This window comes from Streptomyces sp. NPDC053079 (assembly GCF_044546695.1).
GTDB lineage: Bacteria > Actinomycetota > Actinomycetes > Streptomycetales > Streptomycetaceae > Streptomyces.
Genome location: NZ_JBITZJ010000004.1, coordinates 271,961 through 289,261 on the forward strand (window position 1 = coordinate 271,961; position 17,301 = coordinate 289,261).

At 70.7% G+C, this 17,301-nt stretch carries 22 protein-coding genes and 1 pseudogene; 22 read left to right on the forward strand and 1 reads right to left on the reverse strand.

The genetic code is table 11. The features are described from left to right. Positions 1-184: 184 nt before the first annotated feature. From ACIGXW_RS16985 to ACIGXW_RS17025, 9 genes are all read left to right on the forward strand, one after another. On the forward strand, positions 185-889 hold the full coding sequence (locus ACIGXW_RS16985) for a beta-ketoacyl-ACP reductase (protein ID WP_399573706.1): 705 nt from the start codon (positions 185-187) through the stop codon (positions 887-889). A 677-nt stretch (positions 890-1,566) separates the two neighbouring features. Continuing rightward, complete coding sequence (locus tag ACIGXW_RS16990) at positions 1,567-2,490, forward strand: YqaJ viral recombinase family protein (RefSeq protein ID WP_399573707.1); 924 nt, start codon at positions 1,567-1,569, stop codon at positions 2,488-2,490. Then, positions 2,487-3,269: a recombinase RecT gene (locus ACIGXW_RS16995; protein ID WP_399573708.1), complete on the forward strand. Its 783-nt coding sequence runs from the start codon at positions 2,487-2,489 to the stop codon at positions 3,267-3,269. The genes ACIGXW_RS16990 and ACIGXW_RS16995 overlap by 4 nt, the downstream gene beginning before the upstream one ends. Then, positions 3,269-3,604, forward strand: coding sequence for a hypothetical protein (locus tag ACIGXW_RS17000; RefSeq protein WP_399573709.1), 336 nt, complete (start codon positions 3,269-3,271; stop codon positions 3,602-3,604). Before ACIGXW_RS16995 ends, ACIGXW_RS17000 begins: the two co-directional genes overlap by 1 nt. Positions 3,605-3,661: 57 nt before the next feature. Beyond that, positions 3,662-4,573, forward strand: coding sequence for a hypothetical protein (locus ACIGXW_RS17005; protein ID WP_399573710.1), 912 nt, complete (start codon positions 3,662-3,664; stop codon positions 4,571-4,573). Further along, the gene (locus tag ACIGXW_RS17010) at positions 4,570-4,974 is read left to right on the forward strand and encodes a hypothetical protein (protein WP_399573711.1); all 405 of its coding nucleotides are present in this window, start codon (positions 4,570-4,572) and stop codon (positions 4,972-4,974) included. The genes ACIGXW_RS17005 and ACIGXW_RS17010 overlap by 4 nt, the downstream gene beginning before the upstream one ends. Next, entirely contained in the window at positions 4,974-5,423 is a 450-nt protein-coding gene (locus ACIGXW_RS17015; RefSeq protein ID WP_399573712.1) for a single-stranded DNA-binding protein, read from the forward strand. The genes ACIGXW_RS17010 and ACIGXW_RS17015 overlap by 1 nt, the downstream gene beginning before the upstream one ends. 34 nt (positions 5,424-5,457) lie before the next feature. After that, the gene (locus tag ACIGXW_RS17020; RefSeq protein WP_366683512.1) at positions 5,458-5,772 is read left to right on the forward strand and encodes a WhiB family transcriptional regulator; all 315 of its coding nucleotides are present in this window, start codon (positions 5,458-5,460) and stop codon (positions 5,770-5,772) included. Then, complete coding sequence (locus ACIGXW_RS17025; RefSeq protein WP_399573713.1) at positions 5,769-6,542, forward strand: hypothetical protein; 774 nt, start codon at positions 5,769-5,771, stop codon at positions 6,540-6,542. Before ACIGXW_RS17020 ends, ACIGXW_RS17025 begins: the two co-directional genes overlap by 4 nt. 168 nt (positions 6,543-6,710) lie before the next feature. On the opposite strand, the gene ACIGXW_RS17030 is transcribed toward ACIGXW_RS17025, so the two are convergent. Continuing rightward, positions 6,711-7,001, reverse strand: coding sequence for a hypothetical protein (locus ACIGXW_RS17030; protein ID WP_399573714.1), 291 nt, complete (start codon positions 6,999-7,001; stop codon positions 6,711-6,713). Between the two features lie 254 nt (positions 7,002-7,255). On the opposite strand from ACIGXW_RS17030, the gene ACIGXW_RS17035 reads away from it, so the two are divergent. The 13 genes and pseudogenes from ACIGXW_RS17035 to ACIGXW_RS17095 all read left to right on the forward strand — a co-directional run bounded on the left by ACIGXW_RS17035 (position 7,256) and on the right by ACIGXW_RS17095 (position 17,280). Next, positions 7,256-7,603: a hypothetical protein gene (locus ACIGXW_RS17035; protein ID WP_399573715.1), complete on the forward strand. Its 348-nt coding sequence runs from the start codon at positions 7,256-7,258 to the stop codon at positions 7,601-7,603. Positions 7,604-7,810: 207 nt separating this feature from the next. Then, positions 7,811-8,189 (forward strand): annotated as a pseudogene (locus ACIGXW_RS17040) (inositol monophosphatase family protein); the annotation flags it as partial. Positions 8,190-8,373: 184 nt separating this feature from the next. Next, positions 8,374-8,571, forward strand: coding sequence for a hypothetical protein (locus tag ACIGXW_RS17045; protein WP_399573716.1), 198 nt, complete (start codon positions 8,374-8,376; stop codon positions 8,569-8,571). Next, on the forward strand, positions 8,568-9,470 hold the full coding sequence (locus ACIGXW_RS17050) for a class I SAM-dependent methyltransferase (RefSeq protein WP_399573717.1): 903 nt from the start codon (positions 8,568-8,570) through the stop codon (positions 9,468-9,470). Before ACIGXW_RS17045 ends, ACIGXW_RS17050 begins: the two co-directional genes overlap by 4 nt. A gap of 310 nt (positions 9,471-9,780) precedes the next feature. Further along, entirely contained in the window at positions 9,781-10,080 is a 300-nt protein-coding gene (locus tag ACIGXW_RS17055) for an HNH endonuclease signature motif containing protein (protein WP_399573718.1), read from the forward strand. Positions 10,081-10,396: 316 nt separating this feature from the next. Next, positions 10,397-10,834, forward strand: a complete 438-nt coding sequence (locus tag ACIGXW_RS17060) for a hypothetical protein (protein WP_399573720.1) — start codon at positions 10,397-10,399, stop codon at positions 10,832-10,834. A 24-nt stretch (positions 10,835-10,858) separates the two neighbouring features. Continuing rightward, positions 10,859-12,628 carry a terminase gene (locus ACIGXW_RS17065; RefSeq protein ID WP_399573721.1) on the forward strand — a complete coding sequence of 590 codons (1,770 nt, stop codon included), beginning with the start codon at positions 10,859-10,861 and terminating at the stop codon, positions 12,626-12,628. Positions 12,629-12,726: 98 nt separating this feature from the next. Then, positions 12,727-14,052, forward strand: a complete 1,326-nt coding sequence (locus tag ACIGXW_RS17070) for a phage portal protein (RefSeq protein ID WP_399573722.1) — start codon at positions 12,727-12,729, stop codon at positions 14,050-14,052. Next, positions 14,049-14,837 carry a hypothetical protein gene (locus ACIGXW_RS17075; RefSeq protein WP_399573723.1) on the forward strand — a complete coding sequence of 263 codons (789 nt, stop codon included), beginning with the start codon at positions 14,049-14,051 and terminating at the stop codon, positions 14,835-14,837. The genes ACIGXW_RS17070 and ACIGXW_RS17075 overlap by 4 nt, the downstream gene beginning before the upstream one ends. 67 nt (positions 14,838-14,904) lie before the next feature. Next, positions 14,905-15,423 carry a hypothetical protein gene (locus ACIGXW_RS17080; RefSeq protein WP_399573724.1) on the forward strand — a complete coding sequence of 173 codons (519 nt, stop codon included), beginning with the start codon at positions 14,905-14,907 and terminating at the stop codon, positions 15,421-15,423. A gap of 100 nt (positions 15,424-15,523) precedes the next feature. Then, positions 15,524-16,468, forward strand: coding sequence for a phage major capsid protein (locus ACIGXW_RS17085; protein WP_399574046.1), 945 nt, complete (start codon positions 15,524-15,526; stop codon positions 16,466-16,468). A 60-nt stretch (positions 16,469-16,528) separates the two neighbouring features. Continuing rightward, complete coding sequence (locus tag ACIGXW_RS17090; RefSeq protein WP_399573726.1) at positions 16,529-16,942, forward strand: hypothetical protein; 414 nt, start codon at positions 16,529-16,531, stop codon at positions 16,940-16,942. Continuing rightward, positions 16,939-17,280: a hypothetical protein gene (locus ACIGXW_RS17095; RefSeq protein ID WP_399573727.1), complete on the forward strand. Its 342-nt coding sequence runs from the start codon at positions 16,939-16,941 to the stop codon at positions 17,278-17,280. Before ACIGXW_RS17090 ends, ACIGXW_RS17095 begins: the two co-directional genes overlap by 4 nt. Positions 17,281-17,301 lie beyond the last annotated feature (21 nt).

A 17,301-nucleotide genomic window follows, 5' to 3' on the forward strand; every position in this document is an offset into this window, starting at 1 on the left:
AACCCGAGTAAGATCATTGGCGGTTTATGATTACTCGTCGAATGCGATCTTGCTCGCTCCGTACAAGGACTTTAGTCCCCCCGAAACCGGAACTGGCGTGTTCCGGAAGTGTTCTATTCCAACATGGCGGGCCGAAAATCAGGCAAAGTGGAGGCCAACAGCGGGACTAGTTCAAGGAGTCGGCGTGAGCCGTTCTGTCTTCATCACCGGGGGGAACCGGGGAATCGGCCTCGCCATCGCGCGCACCTTCGCCGCCGCAGGCGACAAGGTCGCGATCACTTACCGATCGGGAGAACCGCCCGCCGGTTTCTTCGCGGTGAAGTGCGACATCACCGATCCGGAGCAGGTCGAGCAGGCGTACAAGGAAATCGAGGAGATCCACGGCCCGGTGGAAGTGCTGGTGGCCAACGCCGGCGTCACCCGGGATCAGCTTCTCCTTCGGATGTCTGAGGACGACTTCACGAGCGTGGTGGACGCTAACCTGACGGGCACTTTCCGTGTGGCCAAGCGCGCCTGTAAGGGGATGCTGAAGGCCCGTAAGGGGCGCGTCGTCGTCATCTCTTCCGCGGTTGCCCTGCGGGGCGAAGCAGGGCAGGCCAACTACGCCGCCTCGAAGGCCGGCCTGGTGGGCTTCTCCCGTTCCCTCGCGCGGGAACTCGGCTCCCGAGGCATCACCGTCAACGTGGTGGCCCCCGGCCTGACGGAAACGGCCATGAGCGGCGCTGTCGCCGAAGAACGGCGGGCGGACATGCTTACGCAGATCCCCTTGGGGCGCGTCGGTCGGCCTGAGGAGATCGCGCATGCCGTGCGTTTCCTCGCCTCGGACGAGGCGGCGTACATCACGGGCGCCGTGCTGCCCGTCGATGGCGGCGCCGGCATGGGCCACTAGCGCGCACGGTCACAAAGAATCTTTTGCGGTGCCAGGCCGCTCAATGGCGTAGGAACCTTCACGGCCCGGCACCGTCGTCACGCAACACGCAGATTCGAAGATCCGCAGTCACCCGACTGGATCCTGAGCAAAAGCCCCGAACCCGTGAGAGGTGATTGTGCCACGGGCTCCCCGTGATCCATGACATCCCCAGGTCCTTACCCGTCGCTGCCTGCGAAACCGTCTACCGCCTTCGCGTGATCGAATTGCGGTTTCGTGAGAGGTTCAGCAGCCTGCCCCGCCTGACGCCAGGGCAGAGACCTTTCTTCGGCCGACCTTCGGCGCTCATCCGAATGCGCTGGTCCGCCTTCCGGCTTCTACGTGCGCGCGTCGCCACGTTGCGTGAAGCGTCGACGTTCTACGTCCGTGCCCGCCCCGCGAAGCCGAGCCCATCCCTTTCACCTCGCGCGCAGAAGCGTTGTCACTCTGCGCTTTCCTAGGCATACCAAAAATGGCTCGCATTCCTATTCCCCTTTCCGCATACCCGGCGCCCTTCCATGTGGTCGGCGGTGATCGCTCGTGACTGCCTGGGCCATCGTCGGGTTCGCCATCGTGGGCGCCCTCGCCTTCGCGTGGCTGGAGCACACAGCAGACATCCCCGCCGGCCGACGCCGACGGCACCGACGCGGTGGTGCCCGATGATCCCGCCTGCCGTCCCGGCCGCCCGACTGCTCGGTGCCTTCGACCCCGGCACGCCGGAGTGGACGGCCGCGCGGTCCGGCCTGGTCGTCACCGCCACGGAGGCCGCCGTGATCGTCGGGCTGTCGCCCTGGCGGTCCCCGCTCTCCCTCTGGCACGACAAGGCCGGAACCCTGCCCGCTGAAGAGGCGGCCCCGACGGCCGCCATGCGATGGGGAACCCGGCTCGAACCGGTCATTGCCGACGCCTTCGCCGAGGCCCACCCGGAACTGCATGTCCATGAGACCGGGACGTGGGCGAGCCGGGCCCGGGACTGGCAGCGCGCCACCCCGGACCGGATCATCACGCCGGCCGACGGCGGCCCTGCGGCCCTGCTGGAGATCAAAACCAGTCGCTACGGCGACGGTTGGGGCGAGGTGGGGACGGACCAGGTGCCCGTCACCTACCGGTGCCAGGTCGTCTGGCAGCTCGACACCCTGGGCCTTGACGTCGCCCACGTCGTCGTCCTGGTCGCAGGCCAGGACTACCGCGAGTACACCATCACGCGGGACGAGGGCGAGGCGGTGTTCCTCCGGGACCGTGCCGCTGCGTTCCTCGACAGCATCCGGGCGGGCGACCCGCCGCCGGTCGACGGCCACCCGGCCACGTACCGCACGGTCCAACGCCTCCCGGGGGCCGTGGACGACACCGTGGCCGATATCGCGCCGGACGTCGCCGAGACCTACCGGCAGGCGCTCACGGATCACCGCCAGGCGGAGGACGCCAAGCGCGCCGCGTCGGCGGCCGTCCTGTCCGCCATGGGCACCGCCCGCCGGGCCGAAGCTGCTGGCCGGAAGGTCGCCACCCGCAGCACTCGCAACGACGGCAGCACCCGCGCCCTCATCCCGCACCCCCGACTCTTGACGGAAGACCTCGCCGCATGACCAGCCCCATACAGACCGCCGTGGCCGCCCGCCAGCGGCAGCAGCACGCGCAGGTGACCTTGGCCGACCAGGTGGAGGCCATGCGCCCGGAGATCGCCCGGGTGCTGCCGGCGTGGGCTCAGACGGACGCCGACCGCATGGCGCGCGTCGCCTTGACCACCCTTCGCCGGAGCCCGAAGCTCCAGCAGACCACCCCGGAAAGCTTCCTCGGCTCCCTCATGACCTGCGCGCAGCTCGGCGTGGAGCCCGGCCCCCTGGGCGAGGCGTACTTGGTGCCCTACGGGCGCGAGTGCACGTTCGTGCTCGGGTACAAGGGCATGGTCAAGCTGTGGTGGAAATCCCCCCTGGCCAAGACGCTGGACGCCCGCGTGGTGTACGAGGGCGACCACTTCCGCCATGAGTACGGGCTGACGCCGGCGCTCGTGCACCGGCCCACCCTCACCGACCGGGGTCGGCCAGTCGCGTACTACGCCGTGGCGACCACCACCCGGGGCGGATCGGCGTTCGTGGTGCTGCCACCGGAGGAGATCGAGCGGCACCGCCGGCACTCGCGATCCGCCGACTCCGGCCCGTGGCGCGACCACTACGAAGCCATGGCCAAGAAGACATGCGTGCGGGAGCTGTGCAAGCTCCTGCCCACCGGCCCCGAACTGTCCCGGGCCCTCGCCCACGACGGAAGTGTGCGCACCGACCGCCGCCCCGACGCCATCGATGCCCAACCCGAGATGCCGGAGGTCATCCCCGGCGAGGTCATCGAGCAGGAAGCGGAGGCTGCGTGATGGGCGCCCTGCACGAATTCCGCGCCGAGCGGGGCGCGAACCGGCTCCTGGAGCGCATCCGGGCCGCCGCCGACCGGGAACAGCTCGCCTTGGTCCAGGCGCTCATCCTCGACCACGCCCTGACCGTCGAAGAGTTCTCCGCCAACGACTTCCGCGACCGTCTCCCCGCGGACCTGCCCCACGGGCTCCTCGGGGCCGCCGTCCGGGGACTGGCCGCCTCCCGGGCCATCAGCAACACCGGCAGAACGGTGCCGTCCACGTCGCCGGACACCCACGGCCACCACATCGCCGTCTACCGGCTCACCGCCCCCCACCAAGAGGCCGTAGCCGCGTGAACACCACCGGCCCGACGCCATCCCACTGACCACCTACGAGACAGAGAGAACACCCCCGTGCCCTGGGTCCGCCTGGACGATCATTTCCCCTCGCACCGGAAGGTGGCGATGCTGTCGGACCGCGCCTTCCGGCTGCATGTCTCCGCCCTGTGCTGGTGCGCGGCGAACCTGACCGACGGACACGTCGGCGACCGGGAATTGCGCCTTGTGGCGCACGTGCGCGGCATGACGGCGACAGCACGGCAGCTCGAAGACGCCGGGTTGTGGAAGCGCGTTGACGACGGCTGGGTGTTGCACGACTTCCACGACTACCAGCCGACCGCCGACCACGTCCGGGCAGAGCGAGAACGCAACGCCGCACGTCAGAGGCGCTTTCGAGAGCGCCGCACGGCCGACACCGACACGACGACCGCCCCTGAGGAGGAGGCGCGTAACGCCGTTACGCCGGGCGTTACTAACGCCGTCAGTCACCCCGTGACTAACAGCGCCCCGACCCGTACCCGTCCCGTACCCGTCCCGGGTTCTATCCCTGGCGGGATAGAACCGTCCCCCCTCCGTCCCCCCGAGCGGAAGGCGGACGCGTCCGGCGTCCCGCCCTTCGCGCAGGCCCTCGCCGATCAGCTCGCCGCCGCCGGATGCCACCTGCAATGGCGGACGGACAGCGCCGACCGCCAAGCCCTGCGGGAACACCTCGACCGCGTCCCCGTCGCCCGCCTGGTCGACGCCGCACGGCGCGCCTGGAACCCCGACCGGCCACCGCGGAGCATCCGCTACCTGATCAAGGTCTGGGACGCCACGCCGGCCGCCCCCGCCGGCGCCCCGGACCAGCCCGCCCCCGCCCCGGCCGTCGACCGCCAGCAGCAGGCGAGCGACGACCTGTTCGACCGCGCCATGGCCCGCGCCCGCGCCCGCATGGCCGCACACCCCACCGACACCCCGCACGAAGAACCGAGAGCACTCACCGCATGACCCCCGACGAGACCGTGGTCCTGACCCGATACGTCCGGGCCCTGTGCCCGCAACAGAAGCTCGACTCCTACACCCCCGACGCCTGGCACGACGTCCTTGGCCCCTACGACCTCGGCGACGCCCGGCAGGCCGCCGCCACGGTCGCCGGACGACAGCCGTTCGTCAGCCCGGCCGAGATCATCGCCGAGATACGCCGCGCCCGCGCCGGACGCATCCGCCACGTCCACGGCCCCGGGCAGTCACCCGAGGTGCCCGACGCCGACCCCGACGACGTCCGCGCCTACCTCGTTGCCCTCCGCGCCCAGCGCACGCGCGCCGCCGACCCCACCGCCCGCCGCCGGCCCCTGCATGAACTCCTCACCTGCGCCGGTCGCACCGTCCCGAAGGAAGTCACCCGCTGATGGCCACTGAGACCCGCCTGACCGCCACCGGCAACCTCACCGCCGACCCGGTCCTTCGCTTCACCGGCACCGGTAGCCCGGTCGCCTCCTTCACCGTCGCCTGCAACGACCGCCGGAAAAACTCGAGCGGCCAGTGGGAGGACGCCGGAACGCTCTGGTTGCGCTGCACCGCCTGGGAACGCCTCGCCGAGGCCGCCGCCGGCCAGCTCGCCAAGGGCGACCCGGTCACGGTCACGGGCCACCTGCGCCCCGACGACTACGAGCGCGACGGCGTCCGTCACACCGGCTTTCAGATGCAGCTCACCAGCCTCTCCCGTCCCATACGCCCCACCAGCGGTGCCAGCGCCCCCACTCCGGGCCCAGCCGCCCCCCATTGGCCCTCGGGCGCCCACGGGGGTGCAAGCGGCCCGCAGGCGGCCGTACAGCGGCTCGGCCCCGCGCCGTTTTGAACCGTCCATCCCCGCTCCACCCGGAAAGACCCCCGTGCCCTTCCCCATCAAGATCGCTCCACCGCCCTACGTGCCCAGCACCGACGAGGCGCGGTTGCCCTGCACCGACGCCCCGGACCTGTTCTTCCCGCCCGACCGGCAAGAGCGCCAGAAGGAACAGCTCGAACGCGTGGCCGCCGCCAAGGCCCTGTGCTTCCGCTGCCCCGTCCGCACCGCCTGCGGCGACTGGGCCCGTGAACACCAGGAGTGGGGCATCTGGGGAGGCCGTACCGAGGAAGAGCACGGCTACCGGCCCACCACCGCACGACTCAAGACCCGCCGCACCGACCACACCAAGGCAGCAGCGTGACCCGCCACACCGCAAGCACCATCACCGACGACGCCCTTGACGCCCTGTACGCCCGCCTCGACGCCTACGACAGCCGGGCCACCCAGCACTGCGAGACCCCCGCTCACGGCGCGGAGCGGAGGGCGGACGAACGCCCTGCATGCTGTATATGCCCCCGCACCCTGTGGGCCGACGAACAACACCGATACGCCTGCCGTCTGTGCGAACAGCGCATCACCGCTCACCTCGCCCAGCTCCCGGACCTGGTCCGGGACCTCCACGGCCTTCTGCTGCCCGGCGTGCACACCGCCGCCCCCGCCTGCCGAACCCGGGCCAGCTCAGAGCCGGCCGCGCCGATCCGTCTAGACGTCCTCGACGTCATCACCTCCGTGACGGCCACCCTCGACAGCTGGCTCCGTGACTGGCACGAACACCTCTCCTGGGACGCACCGGCATACCGCAACGACCCCCTCGCCGAGGCTGCCGCGGCCCTCCGTGCGAACCTCCCGTGGGCAGTCGAAGAACACGCTGCGGTGAACGAATTCGCCGCCGAGATAAACGACTTGCACCGCACCGCAACGGGCATGCTCGACCCCGCGAAACGCGCTCGCCGCATCGGGCGCTGCCCCGTACCGGTGCTCGACGAGATCGGCCGCAGGGGAACCTGCGGCGCCGTTCTTCGCTACGTCCCCGGCGCCACTACCGTCACCTGCCCATGGTGCCGCGCCACCTGGGACGCCCTAGACCTCAGTGCAGCCCTAGCCGCCGAAGCTGATGGCGCTCTCTATTGAAAATCCTTACCTGCTGCTCGGGCACGACGGGAGGCGTTACTCCTAGTATCCGACTAACGTTCGACCGCCACTAACTGATGGAGCGATACTGGCCAACTGTCGGTCGTGGCGGCCTCTTAGGTGGCGCTGTGAGCAGCGGCGTGCTCACAGCGCTTCTCGGGTGGGGGTTCAGCGGCGGGCCTGGGCGCAGGCGCTGGCTGCCCGCGCGGTGCCGACCTGGGAGACCCGGGTGAGTCCGGTGCTGCACACCAGCTCGCTGACCGTCGGGAGGCCGGCTCCGCCGACCCCGCAGAAGAGGTCGCCGGCGGTGGTGTTGCGCGCCGGAGCAGTGGACGCGAGGGAGTTGGCGCATTCGGGGCCGGTGGCGTTGGCGGCCGGTGCGGCGACGACGACGCCGGCGGCGGCCAGGGCCAGCGAGCCCAGGGCGACGGCGAGACGGGTCTTGAGGCTTCCTGGCATGGTGGCTCCTCACTGAGCGGGAGAGAGGTGAAGCAGGTAACCGGACTATCGGAATCCGGCCGCTCCAGCTAGGTAAACGGACAAGAGGACTGACTGTTACGTCCCTATGGGGTGAAAGGCGCGTCCACCTCTCCCTCAAATTCATCCCCCAGGGTGGATTAACATCATCAAAAGGGGCAATCGGTATGGTCCTTGTCCGCGTGCCGGGACCATGGGGCCGGCCAGTCCTGGCCCGCCACGCGGAGGGAAATTCCATGCGCCTGCGTATCACGCTGCTCGCCGTCGCGAGCTCTTTCGCCCTTGCCCTGTCCGCCTCCACCCCCGCATACGCGGTGGCGGCGGAGGGGTCATTCCTCTACGGCTACACCGACCAAGGCGAAAGGATGGGTGGCACGCTGGACAACCCGACGCTGGGCCAGTGCTACAACATCCCCCTTGTGTCCACCGATTACGTATTCGGGCCGAACAACACAACCGACGCCATCGCCGACGTGTACGAGGAGTTGGGGTGCGAAGGCGACCCCAAGGCCACCCTCGCATCCGAAGAAACGAGGCCGGATGAATTCACCTTCAGGTCCGTGATGTTCCGGGCCACCCCGTGAGCAGCACCTGAGACGCGACGCGACCGGGGCCCGCAGTCCCGCCGCGGGCCCCGGCGCCTGCCCAGGGGCTCGGGTCCCGCGTCGCCGGGCAGCGGACCGCCCCGGTGGGCGGCCGGTGGGGACAGGGGTTCACCGGGGCGTCGCCCGGTGGTCACCCGTGCTGCATCGAATGTCGGTGCGACGTGGTTCGATGGCCCTATGGTCCACATGGTCGACAGGTTCCTCGCAGGCGATCTCACGGACGTGGAGGAAGCGGTCCGCAAAGCGGCCGCGGCCGAGATACTGCCGCGCTTCCGGCAGCTCGCCGCGGACGAGATCATCGAGTAAGAACGGCCCGCACGACCTCGTGACCGTCGCCGACCGGCTCGCGGAGGAGCACCTCACCCACGCGCTGACCGCCCTGCTGCCCGGCTCGGTCGTGGTCGGGGAGGAAGCGGTGCACGCGGATCCGCGCATCCTCGCCTCGCTGTGCGGCGAGGACCCCGTCTGGATCGTCGACCCCGTCGACGGCACCCGGCAGTTCGTGCACGGCGACCCCGGCTTCGCTCCACTTCAGGTCTGTGAAGTTCACGACCTCCTAGCCTCGCCACCCGGGGCTGTGGGAGACCCCTGCCCCAGGGAGACCTGTTTGGGGTTTCCATCCCCCCGTGTCACACTCGTCAACAGCGCCCCCAGTATGCCCGCACACCGGGGGTAAGTGATCACTCGAAAGCCCCGTTGGTCCCCCCGCCGACGGGGCTTTCGGCGTGCCAGGGAGGAGGCTGACGCACGTGTCCCCGACACCCACACCGATCATCTGCGACACCGTCGCCGCCGCCCGGTACGTCAGCGTTACACCGTCCGCCGTCCGCCAGTGGATCCGACGCGGCCACGTCGAGCATCGCGGCTACGACCGTGCCGGCCGCGCCCTCGTGGAACTGCGTGAAGTGCGCGCCTACCTTGCAGGACGGGAGCGCTCGACCGCATGAGCCAGCGCGCCCAGAGCGCCGCCCCGCCCGCGTCGGACGCGGTGCACGGCATACGCCCCTTCTCCGTCCTGCGCACCGATCTCGGCCCTTGGCGGACGCGTCGCCGGTCCTGGGAAGAACTCGGCCTGCACAGCAGGCGCGGGCGCGAGCACGTGAGCACCTACAGCACCGGCAGCGACCCGGTCAGCAGCAAGCACGCCACGATCGGCGGGGGCCTGTCGACCTTCGACCCCGTCCTCGCCGAACTGTCCTACCGGTGGTACTGCCCCGACGGCGGCAGCATTCTCGACCCGTTCGCCGGTGGCTCCGTGCGCGGCCTGGTCGCCGCCAACAACGGCCACTCGTACACCGGCATCGACCTGTCCCCCTCCCAGGTCGATGCCAACGAGGAGACCGCCGCCGCATGGCGTGATCGCGATCTCCTGGCCGCCGAACCCCGGTGGATCCTCGGCGACAGCGCCGAAGAGCTTCCCTGCCTCCCCGGCGACAGCTTCGACTACGTGTTCACCTGCCCGCCGTATCACAGCCTTGAGCGCTACAGCGATCACCCGGCGGACCTGTCTGCCATGCGGTGGCGCGAGTTCGAGCAGGCGTACCGGGAGATCATCGTGGAGACGGTGCGCTGCCTGGCGCCGAACCGATTCACCACATGGGTGGTCGGCGAAGTGCGAGGCAGCACCGGCATGTTGCGCGGCCTGGTGCCGCTCACCATCGCCGCCCACGAAGCGGCCGGCGCCCGTCTCTACAACGACTCCGTACTCCTCAACTCCCTCGGCACCGTTCCCATGCGGCTCGGTGCCCAGTGGCGCGCCTCCCGGAAAATCGGCCGCCACCACCAATACGTCCTGACCTTCGTCAAGGGCGACCCGCGCAAGGCAACCGCAGCACTTGCCACCTGACACTGCCCGCCGCCCACCAGGGCGGCACGGTCCCGCCGCTCACCAGGGAGCCGCCCCGCCCGCACGGTGGGGCCCAGCCGGTTCGACTCCGGCCCGGACCGCCAGGGGTCCGCACCGCCCATCAGTAACCAATACCCCCGCCCACACGGGCGGGGTGCGCCGAACAGGGTTGCAAGCTCGTGCGGACCCCTCACACGCCCGCCTGACCCAAGGGAGAGATGCGCGGCCACTGCGTCGCGGATATGCCGCAGAGATCCCGGTTCGAACCCGGGGGCGGGCACCGGCTCCACCGTCACCGACACGCCAGGAGGTGACGGCCCTGCCCTGGCACACCAGCAACCGCGCCGCCCGCCTGCCCAGGAACTGGTCGGTGATCCGAGCCCGGATCCTCGCCCGAGACCCCCTGTGCCGCATCTGCGCCGTGCGCCGCTCCACACAGGTGGACCACATCAAGGCCATGACCGACGACCACCGCGATACTGCCCTGCAGGGCGTCTGCTACCCCTGCCACGCGCAGAAGAGCGCGTTCGAAGGGGCGGCCGGCAGGGCCAGGCGACCAGGCCGGCGGCGTCCGGAGGAGCAGCACCCGGGCCGGATCTCGTCACGATGAGTGACGCGGTCGGAGCCACCACCTGGGGGTGCTCCCTCCCCCCGGGATCGGACCCAGGGCGATACGCCTAGCAGCTCCCCCCGTGTACGGGTTTCCGAGCCCGTGAGCCCCCGTTCGGGCCCCTCGTGACCTGCGTTGCCCGTGCTGCTCTGCGCCCGTGGTTACTGCGGGTGAAGTGAGTCGACGTGAGGCAGCGCGCCCCGCGCGGGCCGTGCCAGCGACCGGTAACCGCCCCCTAACGGGTGTGCCCACCGGGCGGTCGTGGGCACGGCCCGCCGGAGCACCCGCCGCCGTCCCCGCACTCGTCGAGGAGGTGATGGCCGTGGGAACCCGGGGCCCGGTGCCGAAGCGCTCGACCGAGCGTCGGCGCCGCAACAAGGACGACGACGGGCCCGCTCTGGTCCGTGCCGCTTCCGCTCCGGGCGCGGTGAGTTGGCCGCCGCCCGATCCGGGCTGGCATCCCGTGGCAGCCGACTGGTTCACCTCGCTCGCCGCCTCCGGTCAGTCGCAGTTCTACGAGCCCTCCGACGTCGCCGTGGCCCGGTACGTCGCCGAGGCCATGAGCCGCAACCTGAACAACAGCCGGTTCTCCGCTCAGCTCTTCGCCGCTGTCTCCTCCGCGATGACCGACCTCCTGACGACGGAGGGTGCGCGCAGGCGGGTGCGGATCGAGCTGGAGCGCGGCGGCGCCGAGGAGGCGGTACCCGCAGGCGTGACGGCGCTGGAGACCTACCGCAAGGCACTGAGCGGATAGCCCCCGCGCCGAAGGGGGTGCGCCATGAGCACGCCCCCGGCGCCGGCGGAGGAAGAGCCGCCGGAGAAGGTGGTGCCGGTGGCGCTCGGCCCCGCCTGGCAGCGCAACGAGGACGGCTCGTTCGTCGTCCCGGAACGCTCCCTGGGCTGGCACGTCTCGGTGTGGGCTGCGGAGTACCTCCAGCACCCCGACGGCCGGCCGTGGACCTGGACCGGTGAACAGTTCCGGTTCATCCTCTGGTTCTACGCGCTCGACGCCGACCACCGGTTCCTGTATCGGGACGCGGTTCTCCAGCGCCTCAAGGGGTGGGGGAAGGACCCGACCGCCGCAGCGATTTCGGCGATCGAGTTCGTAGGCCCATGCCGGCCCAGCGGCCGGACGTTCACCACGGGGGAACTGGCCGGCCAGCCCATCGGACAGCCGCACCCGGCCGCCTGGGTGCAGTGCGCTGCGGTGTCGTTCGACCAGAACCGCAACTTGATGACGCTCTTTCCCTCCCTCTTCACCAAGAGGGCGATCGAGGAATACAGCATCGAATTGGGCAAGACCATCATCTATGCCCACAAGGGTGCGGCGCGGATCGAGGCCGTGACGTCGTCCCCGGCCGCCCTCGAAGGCGGACGCACGACGGCAACGATCATGAACGAAACGCACTGGTGGACCCAGTCCACGGGCGGTCACGAGATGGCGGCCGTGATCGAGCGCAACGCGACCAAGTCAGCCGACGGCGCGGCCCGCACCCTGGCGATCACCAATGCCTTTGAACCGGGACTCGACAGCGTTGCCGAGCGCACACGGGAGGCGTGGGAGGACGTCCAGGCTGGCCGTGCGGCGGATACCGGCTTGCTGTACGACTCCCTGGAGGCGCCGCCGGAAGCGAAGCTGAACGCCGCCTGGGCGCCGGCGGTGATCCGGGCGGTGCGCGGTGATGCGCACTGGCTGGACGTCGACCGGATCGTGGCCTCTATCCTCGACGTCCGCAACCCCCCGTCGCGCTCCCGGCGCTTTTGGTACAACCAGGTCACGGCGAGCGAGGACGCGTGGATGGCGCGGTACGAGTGGGACGCCTGCGCCCGCCCGGAACTCGTCCTGGCCGATGGGGACGAGATCGTGATCTTTTTCGACGGTTCCACCAGCGACGACGCCACCGGCCTTGCGGCCTGCCGCGTCTCCGACGGCCACGTGGTCACCCTCGGCGTCTGGCAGCGCCCGCCCCGCACAGACGGGTGGACGGTTCCGCGGGACGAGGTGGACGGCGTGGTGGAACGCACCTTCAGCCGCTACCGGGTCCTGGCGTTCTTCGCCGACCCCGGCACCGGCACCGACCCGGGCGCCGGCGGTGCCACCGACCCCGGCACGGCCACGGACCCCAACAGGGGTGGCCGGTACTGGGATCACTACATCGATGAGTGGGCGAAACGGTACGGCAACCGGCTCCTGGTCCACGCGGTCACCTCCGGCCTGCGCCGCCATGCCGTCGAGTGGGACATGGGCGACCCGAAGCGCCAGCAGGCGTTCACGGAGGCGGTGATGCGCACCCGCTCCGACATCCTGGAACGCGCCCTGACGCACGACGGGCACCGGATCATGCGCACGCACGTCGCCAACGCCCGCCGCCGGGTCAACGCCTGGGGCGTCACGATCGGCAAGGAGCACCGCGAGTCCGCCCGGAAGGTCGACCTCGCCGTGTGCATGGTCGGCGCCCGGATGCTGCGGCGCCTGGTCCTCAACTCCCACAAGTTCGCAACGCGCCGCAAGGCGCGCGGTTCGGGGCGTGTGGTCGTCCTCGGCTAGCAAGATCGAGGAGACGTACCGCCCTGTCCACCCCTGCCCTGCCCTCGCTGTCCCTGTCCACTGCCGAGCTGGATACGCTGGCGCGCCTGTCCGCCCTGGTGGCGCAGGACGAGGCGGAGTTCGCCACGCTGGACGCCTACTTCACCGGCCTGTCCCGGGTCGCGAACCTGGGCATCGCCGTGCCACCGGCGTTGCAGCGGATCCGCACGGTGACCGGCTGGCCGCGCATCATCGTGGACGCCCTGGACGAGCGCCTGGACATCGACGGATTGCGCTGCCCGGACGCCCCGGGCGCGGACGCCGAACTGGCCGGGCTGTGGGCGCACAACGACTTGTATGAGGAGGCGCAGTTGGCGCACCTCGACGCCCTGGTGTACGGGCGGGCCTACCTGGTGGTGGGGGTCGGAGACGATGGGGTGCCGCTGGTGTCGGTCGAGGCGCCGCAGCACATGACCGTTGACTACGACGTGCGCACCCGCACCGTGCGGGCCGCCCTGCGGCAGATCACCGCCGGCGCCCAGCGCACCGCCACCCTCTACCTTCCCGACCAGACCATTGACCTTCAGGGGACGGGAACCGGCTGGTCGGTCGTGGAACGCCGCCCGCACCGCCTGGGCGCCGTCCCCGTGGTCCGCCTGGCCAACCGGCCCCGCACCGGCGACCGCCGCGGATCCTCGGAGATCACGCCGGAGGTGCGGGCCCTGACCGACGGCGCGTGCCGCACCCTGCTGGGCGGCGAGGTCGCCCGCGAGTTCTTCGGCGCACCCCAGCGCTACATCCTCGGCGCCGCCGAGGGTGCGTTCCAGGGCCCGGACGGCTCGCCGCGCGGTGCGTGGGAGACGTACACGGGCCGGTACCTGGCACTGGAACGGGACGAGGACGGCAACACCCCGCAGGTGGGCCAGTTCCCCGCCTACGACCCGGCGGTGTACGGGCGGCTCGTGGACATGTACGCCCGCCTCATGTCCGGCGTCGCGGGGGTACCCGCCTACATGCTCGGCTATACCACCGACAACCCCGCCTCCGCCGAAGCCATCCGCTCCAGCGAAGCGCGGCTGATCAAGAAGGCCGAACGTCGTCAGCGCAGCTTCGCGGGTGCCTGGTCGCGCGCGATGCGCCTCGCCCTCCAGCTCTCCGGCCTCCCCGCGCCAGTACCCCGTATCGAGGTGCTGTGGCGCGACGCCGCAACGCCGACGGTGGCCGCACAGGCGGACGCCACGGTGAAGCTGGTGGCGGCCGGCGTGCTCCCGGCAGAGTCGGAAGTGACACTCGAGCGAGCCGGAATAGACCGCGCGCAACGCGAGCGGATCGCCACCGAACGCCGCCGCAGCGCCGGCCGAGCCGCACTCGAAGAACTCGCCAGCACCCTCACCCCCTCCACCGGCGACACCGCCGACTCGGACGGGTTCGGGCTGGCCGCGTGAAGATCCTCCGCGCCCTAGCCGACGCCCACCGGCGCCGACAGGAAGCGCTCAGCCGCGCCCTTGCCGCCGAGTACCGGTCCGCGCAGGAGCGCTACCAGGCCACCGCGCCCGGCACCGAGCGCGAACGCGCCTGGTCCGCAACGATCGTGCACATGATCCACCGCTACGGTGCTGCCTCCGCCGAACTGGCCGCCGAGTACTACGCCGACGCCCGCAAGGCCGCCGGCGTGCCGGGCGCCTTCGACGTGCCCGTGGCCGGGCCCCCGCCCATCGGCCAGATCACCGCGTCCCGCCGCGCCGTGCGCGCCTCCGCATCCCGCCGCCCGTCGGGCGACGCGGACGACGGCAAGGCGGCACAGCAGTGGGAGGCGGTACAGGCCGAACGCGACCTCGTCCGGGTGCAACGCCTTGCGGCCCAGGCCGGACGGCGAACGATCGAGAAGGCGGCCCGCGCCGACCCCCAAGCGGTCGGCTGGCGGCGCGTGACCACCGCCGGGTGCTGTGCCTTCTGCGCGCTCCTGGCCGTCAACGGCCTCGTCTACACCGACCAGCGCACCGCCGCGCGGCGTGAGGACGGCGAGCCGTATCACGACCGCTGCCACTGCCACGCCGAGCCGGCGTTCCGCGGAGTGAAGCCGCAGCCGCAACCGCAGGTGGACGCGTGGGAGGAGCTGTATTACGAGGCGTCCCACGGCGTCTACGGATCCGAGAAGCTGACCGCGTTCCGCCGCGCCTTCGACGCCAAGCACCGCAGCCGCCCACCGGCCGACCGCGCGACCACCTGACCCCCCGCCCGTCCTAGCCCTGCCGTGTCCTCCGGCAGGGCTTCTTTTTTGCCCAGAGGTGCCCGCTATGTCATCTAATGCCCCTGTCGAGTCGCCCGAGGCTCCCGCACCGCCGCCCAAGCCGGTCCCCGCGTGGGACGAGCCGACGGCGGCGCGGGCGGAGATCGAACGCCTGAATGCCGAGCTGGCCGCCCACCTCGCGCGCGTGGCGGAGCTGGAGCCGGCCGCCGCCGAGCTCCACCAGCTCCGCGAGGCGGAGAAGTCGGAGGTGCAGAAGCTCATGGAGCGGGCGGAGACGGCAGAGCGGGCGGCCGAGCAGTCGCGCGCCGAACTGCTGCGCGCGCCCGTCGCCCAGGCCAAGGGCCTGTCCCCGCAGCAGGCCGCACGGCTGGTCGGCGCCACGCGCGAAGAGCTCGAAGCCGACGCCGACGACCTTCTGGCGACCTTCACCCCCGCCCCGGAGCAGGCCGCCGCCGGCGGGCCGCTGATGATGCCTGACCCCTCCCAGGGCACTTCCGGTCAGCTCCCGGCCGGTGACCCGGCGCAGATGTTCGCGGCGATCATCCGCAACACGCTGCACCGCTGAACTTCCCCTGTTGCACGCTTTGTTCCATCGCACCGCCTAAGGACTCTGCACTATTTCCGCGCTCACCCCGATCAAGTCCACCGCTGTTCCGTCCACTCTGCTGCCCCCGCAGATCACGGGCCCGATCTTTGACAGGGCGGTGGAATCGTCGGCGGTGATGCAGCTCGCCCGACGCGTTCCGCTGTCGATGACCGCCGAGACCGCCATCCCGGTGTCCGGGGACGTCCCGCTTGCCGACTGGGTCGATGAGGCCGGAACCAAGCCTCTGGGCGCCTCCTCTCTTTCCGTCCGCACCATGCGGGGCAAGAAGGTGGCCGTATTGGTGCCGGTCAGCGCCGAAGTTTTTATGAACAACCCCGCAGGTCTGTTCTCACAGCTCCAGCGGGACCTCCCCACCGCGCTTGGCCGCGCATTCGACTACGCAGCCATTCACGGCAAGACCCTCACCGGCGGTAAGGGCCCGTTCGAGGACTACCTTGCGGCCCCCCCCAATACCGTGGCCCTCGGCACCACTACGCAGGCTAAGGGTGGCATTTATGCCGACGTTGTAAGCGGCCTTAAGCAGGTGGCCACCGCCGGATACGACACCAGCGGCTTTGTGGCCGACCCGCTCCTGAAGCCGGAAATGCTGCTGACCACGGACACCACCGGTCGGCCGATTTTCGTACCCGATCCGGCCGGGCAGGGCACCGTTACACGGGGCTCCCTCGTCGGCTACCCGATCGCCTACAACCGAGGTGTAGGTGGGCGACTCAACCGGCAGTCCATCACGGCCGATACGGGCCTTCGCGCCGTCGCCGGTGACTTCGACCAGTGCGTGTACGGCGTCGGTATGGACATCACCATCAAGTCCACCGACGTCGGTACCTACATCGACTCCGACGGTCACATGCATTCCGCGTTCCAGGAGAATTTGGTTCTCCTTCTCGCCGAGGCACATTACGGTTTCGCGGTCGGCGACAAGAACGCCTTCGTGACCTACACCTCGCCCGTCATCGCACCGAAGGCCGCGCCCAAGCAGTCCGATTTCGTGCAGGCCGCCTAACGCCCGGAACAGCCCAAGCCCCGTTTTCTGCGCGGCTGCCACGTGATCGGGGGTGAGCCTTTGCCCCTGATCGACCCCGGGCAACTCGCCGCCTTCCTTGGCCAAGACGTCGAGCAGGCGCGGGCCGCACTGGTCATCACGCAGGCCGAGGCGCTGTGCCGGGCGGTGGTGGACCCGCTGCCCGAAGGCGCCGGCGCGGTCGTGCTGTCCGTCGCCGCACGGGCGTACGCCAACCCGCAGGGGCTCGCCGCCGAAACGGTGGGCCCCTACAGCGTCCAGCGGCCAGCCGCACAAGCGGGGCTGTACATGACGCGCGACGAACGCCGGTCGCTCAAGCTCATGGCCGGCCGGGGCGGCGCCTTCACCGTCGACCCCACCCCCGCCGGGGCAGGGCCCGTCACCGCGCTGGCCCACGGCGGTGTGCGCGTGGCCCCCGGAACCGCCCTTCTCCTCTATCCGGAGGGCGGCCTGTGACCGGGTTCCCGTTCGGGGAGCCGGTCACGGTGCTACGTCCTGGTGCGACCGGTCGCGACATCTACGGCAACGACCTGCCGGGCCCGGACGCCGAGCAGCTGGTCCCGGGCTGCGTCATCGCCCCCGCCGGGCCGCCTGGTGAGGTGACCGACGGGCGGGACACGGTCACCGAAGCCCTCGCCGTCTACCTCCCCGTGGGAACCGACGTGCGCCCCACCGACCGCATCCGCATCCGCGGCGAGGTCTTCGAGGTACACGGGGCCGTGACTATCCACCGCTCCCCGTTCACCGGCCAAGGCGCCGGCGTCCACCTGACCGCCCGCCGCACCACCGGCTGACCCACCCCCGAGACGGGGGAA

Coding starts and splice junctions, on each gene's coding strand:
- ACIGXW_RS17000 (WP_399573709.1), top strand. CDS start 3,269: ATGGGCGCCCTGCACGAATTCCGCGCCGAGCGGGGCGCGAACCGGCTC.
- ACIGXW_RS17010 (WP_399573711.1), top strand. CDS start 4,570: ATGACCCCCGACGAGACCGTGGTCCTGACCCGATACGTCCGGGCCCTG.
- ACIGXW_RS17050 (WP_399573717.1), top strand. CDS start 8,568: ATGAGCCAGCGCGCCCAGAGCGCCGCCCCGCCCGCGTCGGACGCGGTG.
- ACIGXW_RS17015 (WP_399573712.1), top strand. CDS start 4,974: ATGGCCACTGAGACCCGCCTGACCGCCACCGGCAACCTCACCGCCGAC.
- ACIGXW_RS17060 (WP_399573720.1), top strand. CDS start 10,397: ATGGCCGTGGGAACCCGGGGCCCGGTGCCGAAGCGCTCGACCGAGCGT.
- ACIGXW_RS17080 (WP_399573724.1), top strand. CDS start 14,905: ATGTCATCTAATGCCCCTGTCGAGTCGCCCGAGGCTCCCGCACCGCCG.
- ACIGXW_RS16995 (WP_399573708.1), top strand. CDS start 2,487: ATGACCAGCCCCATACAGACCGCCGTGGCCGCCCGCCAGCGGCAGCAG.
- ACIGXW_RS17035 (WP_399573715.1), top strand. CDS start 7,256: ATGCGCCTGCGTATCACGCTGCTCGCCGTCGCGAGCTCTTTCGCCCTT.
- ACIGXW_RS17065 (WP_399573721.1), top strand. CDS start 10,859: ATGAGCACGCCCCCGGCGCCGGCGGAGGAAGAGCCGCCGGAGAAGGTG.
- ACIGXW_RS16990 (WP_399573707.1), top strand. CDS start 1,567: ATGATCCCGCCTGCCGTCCCGGCCGCCCGACTGCTCGGTGCCTTCGAC.
- ACIGXW_RS17030 (WP_399573714.1), bottom strand. CDS start 7,001: ATGCCAGGAAGCCTCAAGACCCGTCTCGCCGTCGCCCTGGGCTCGCTG.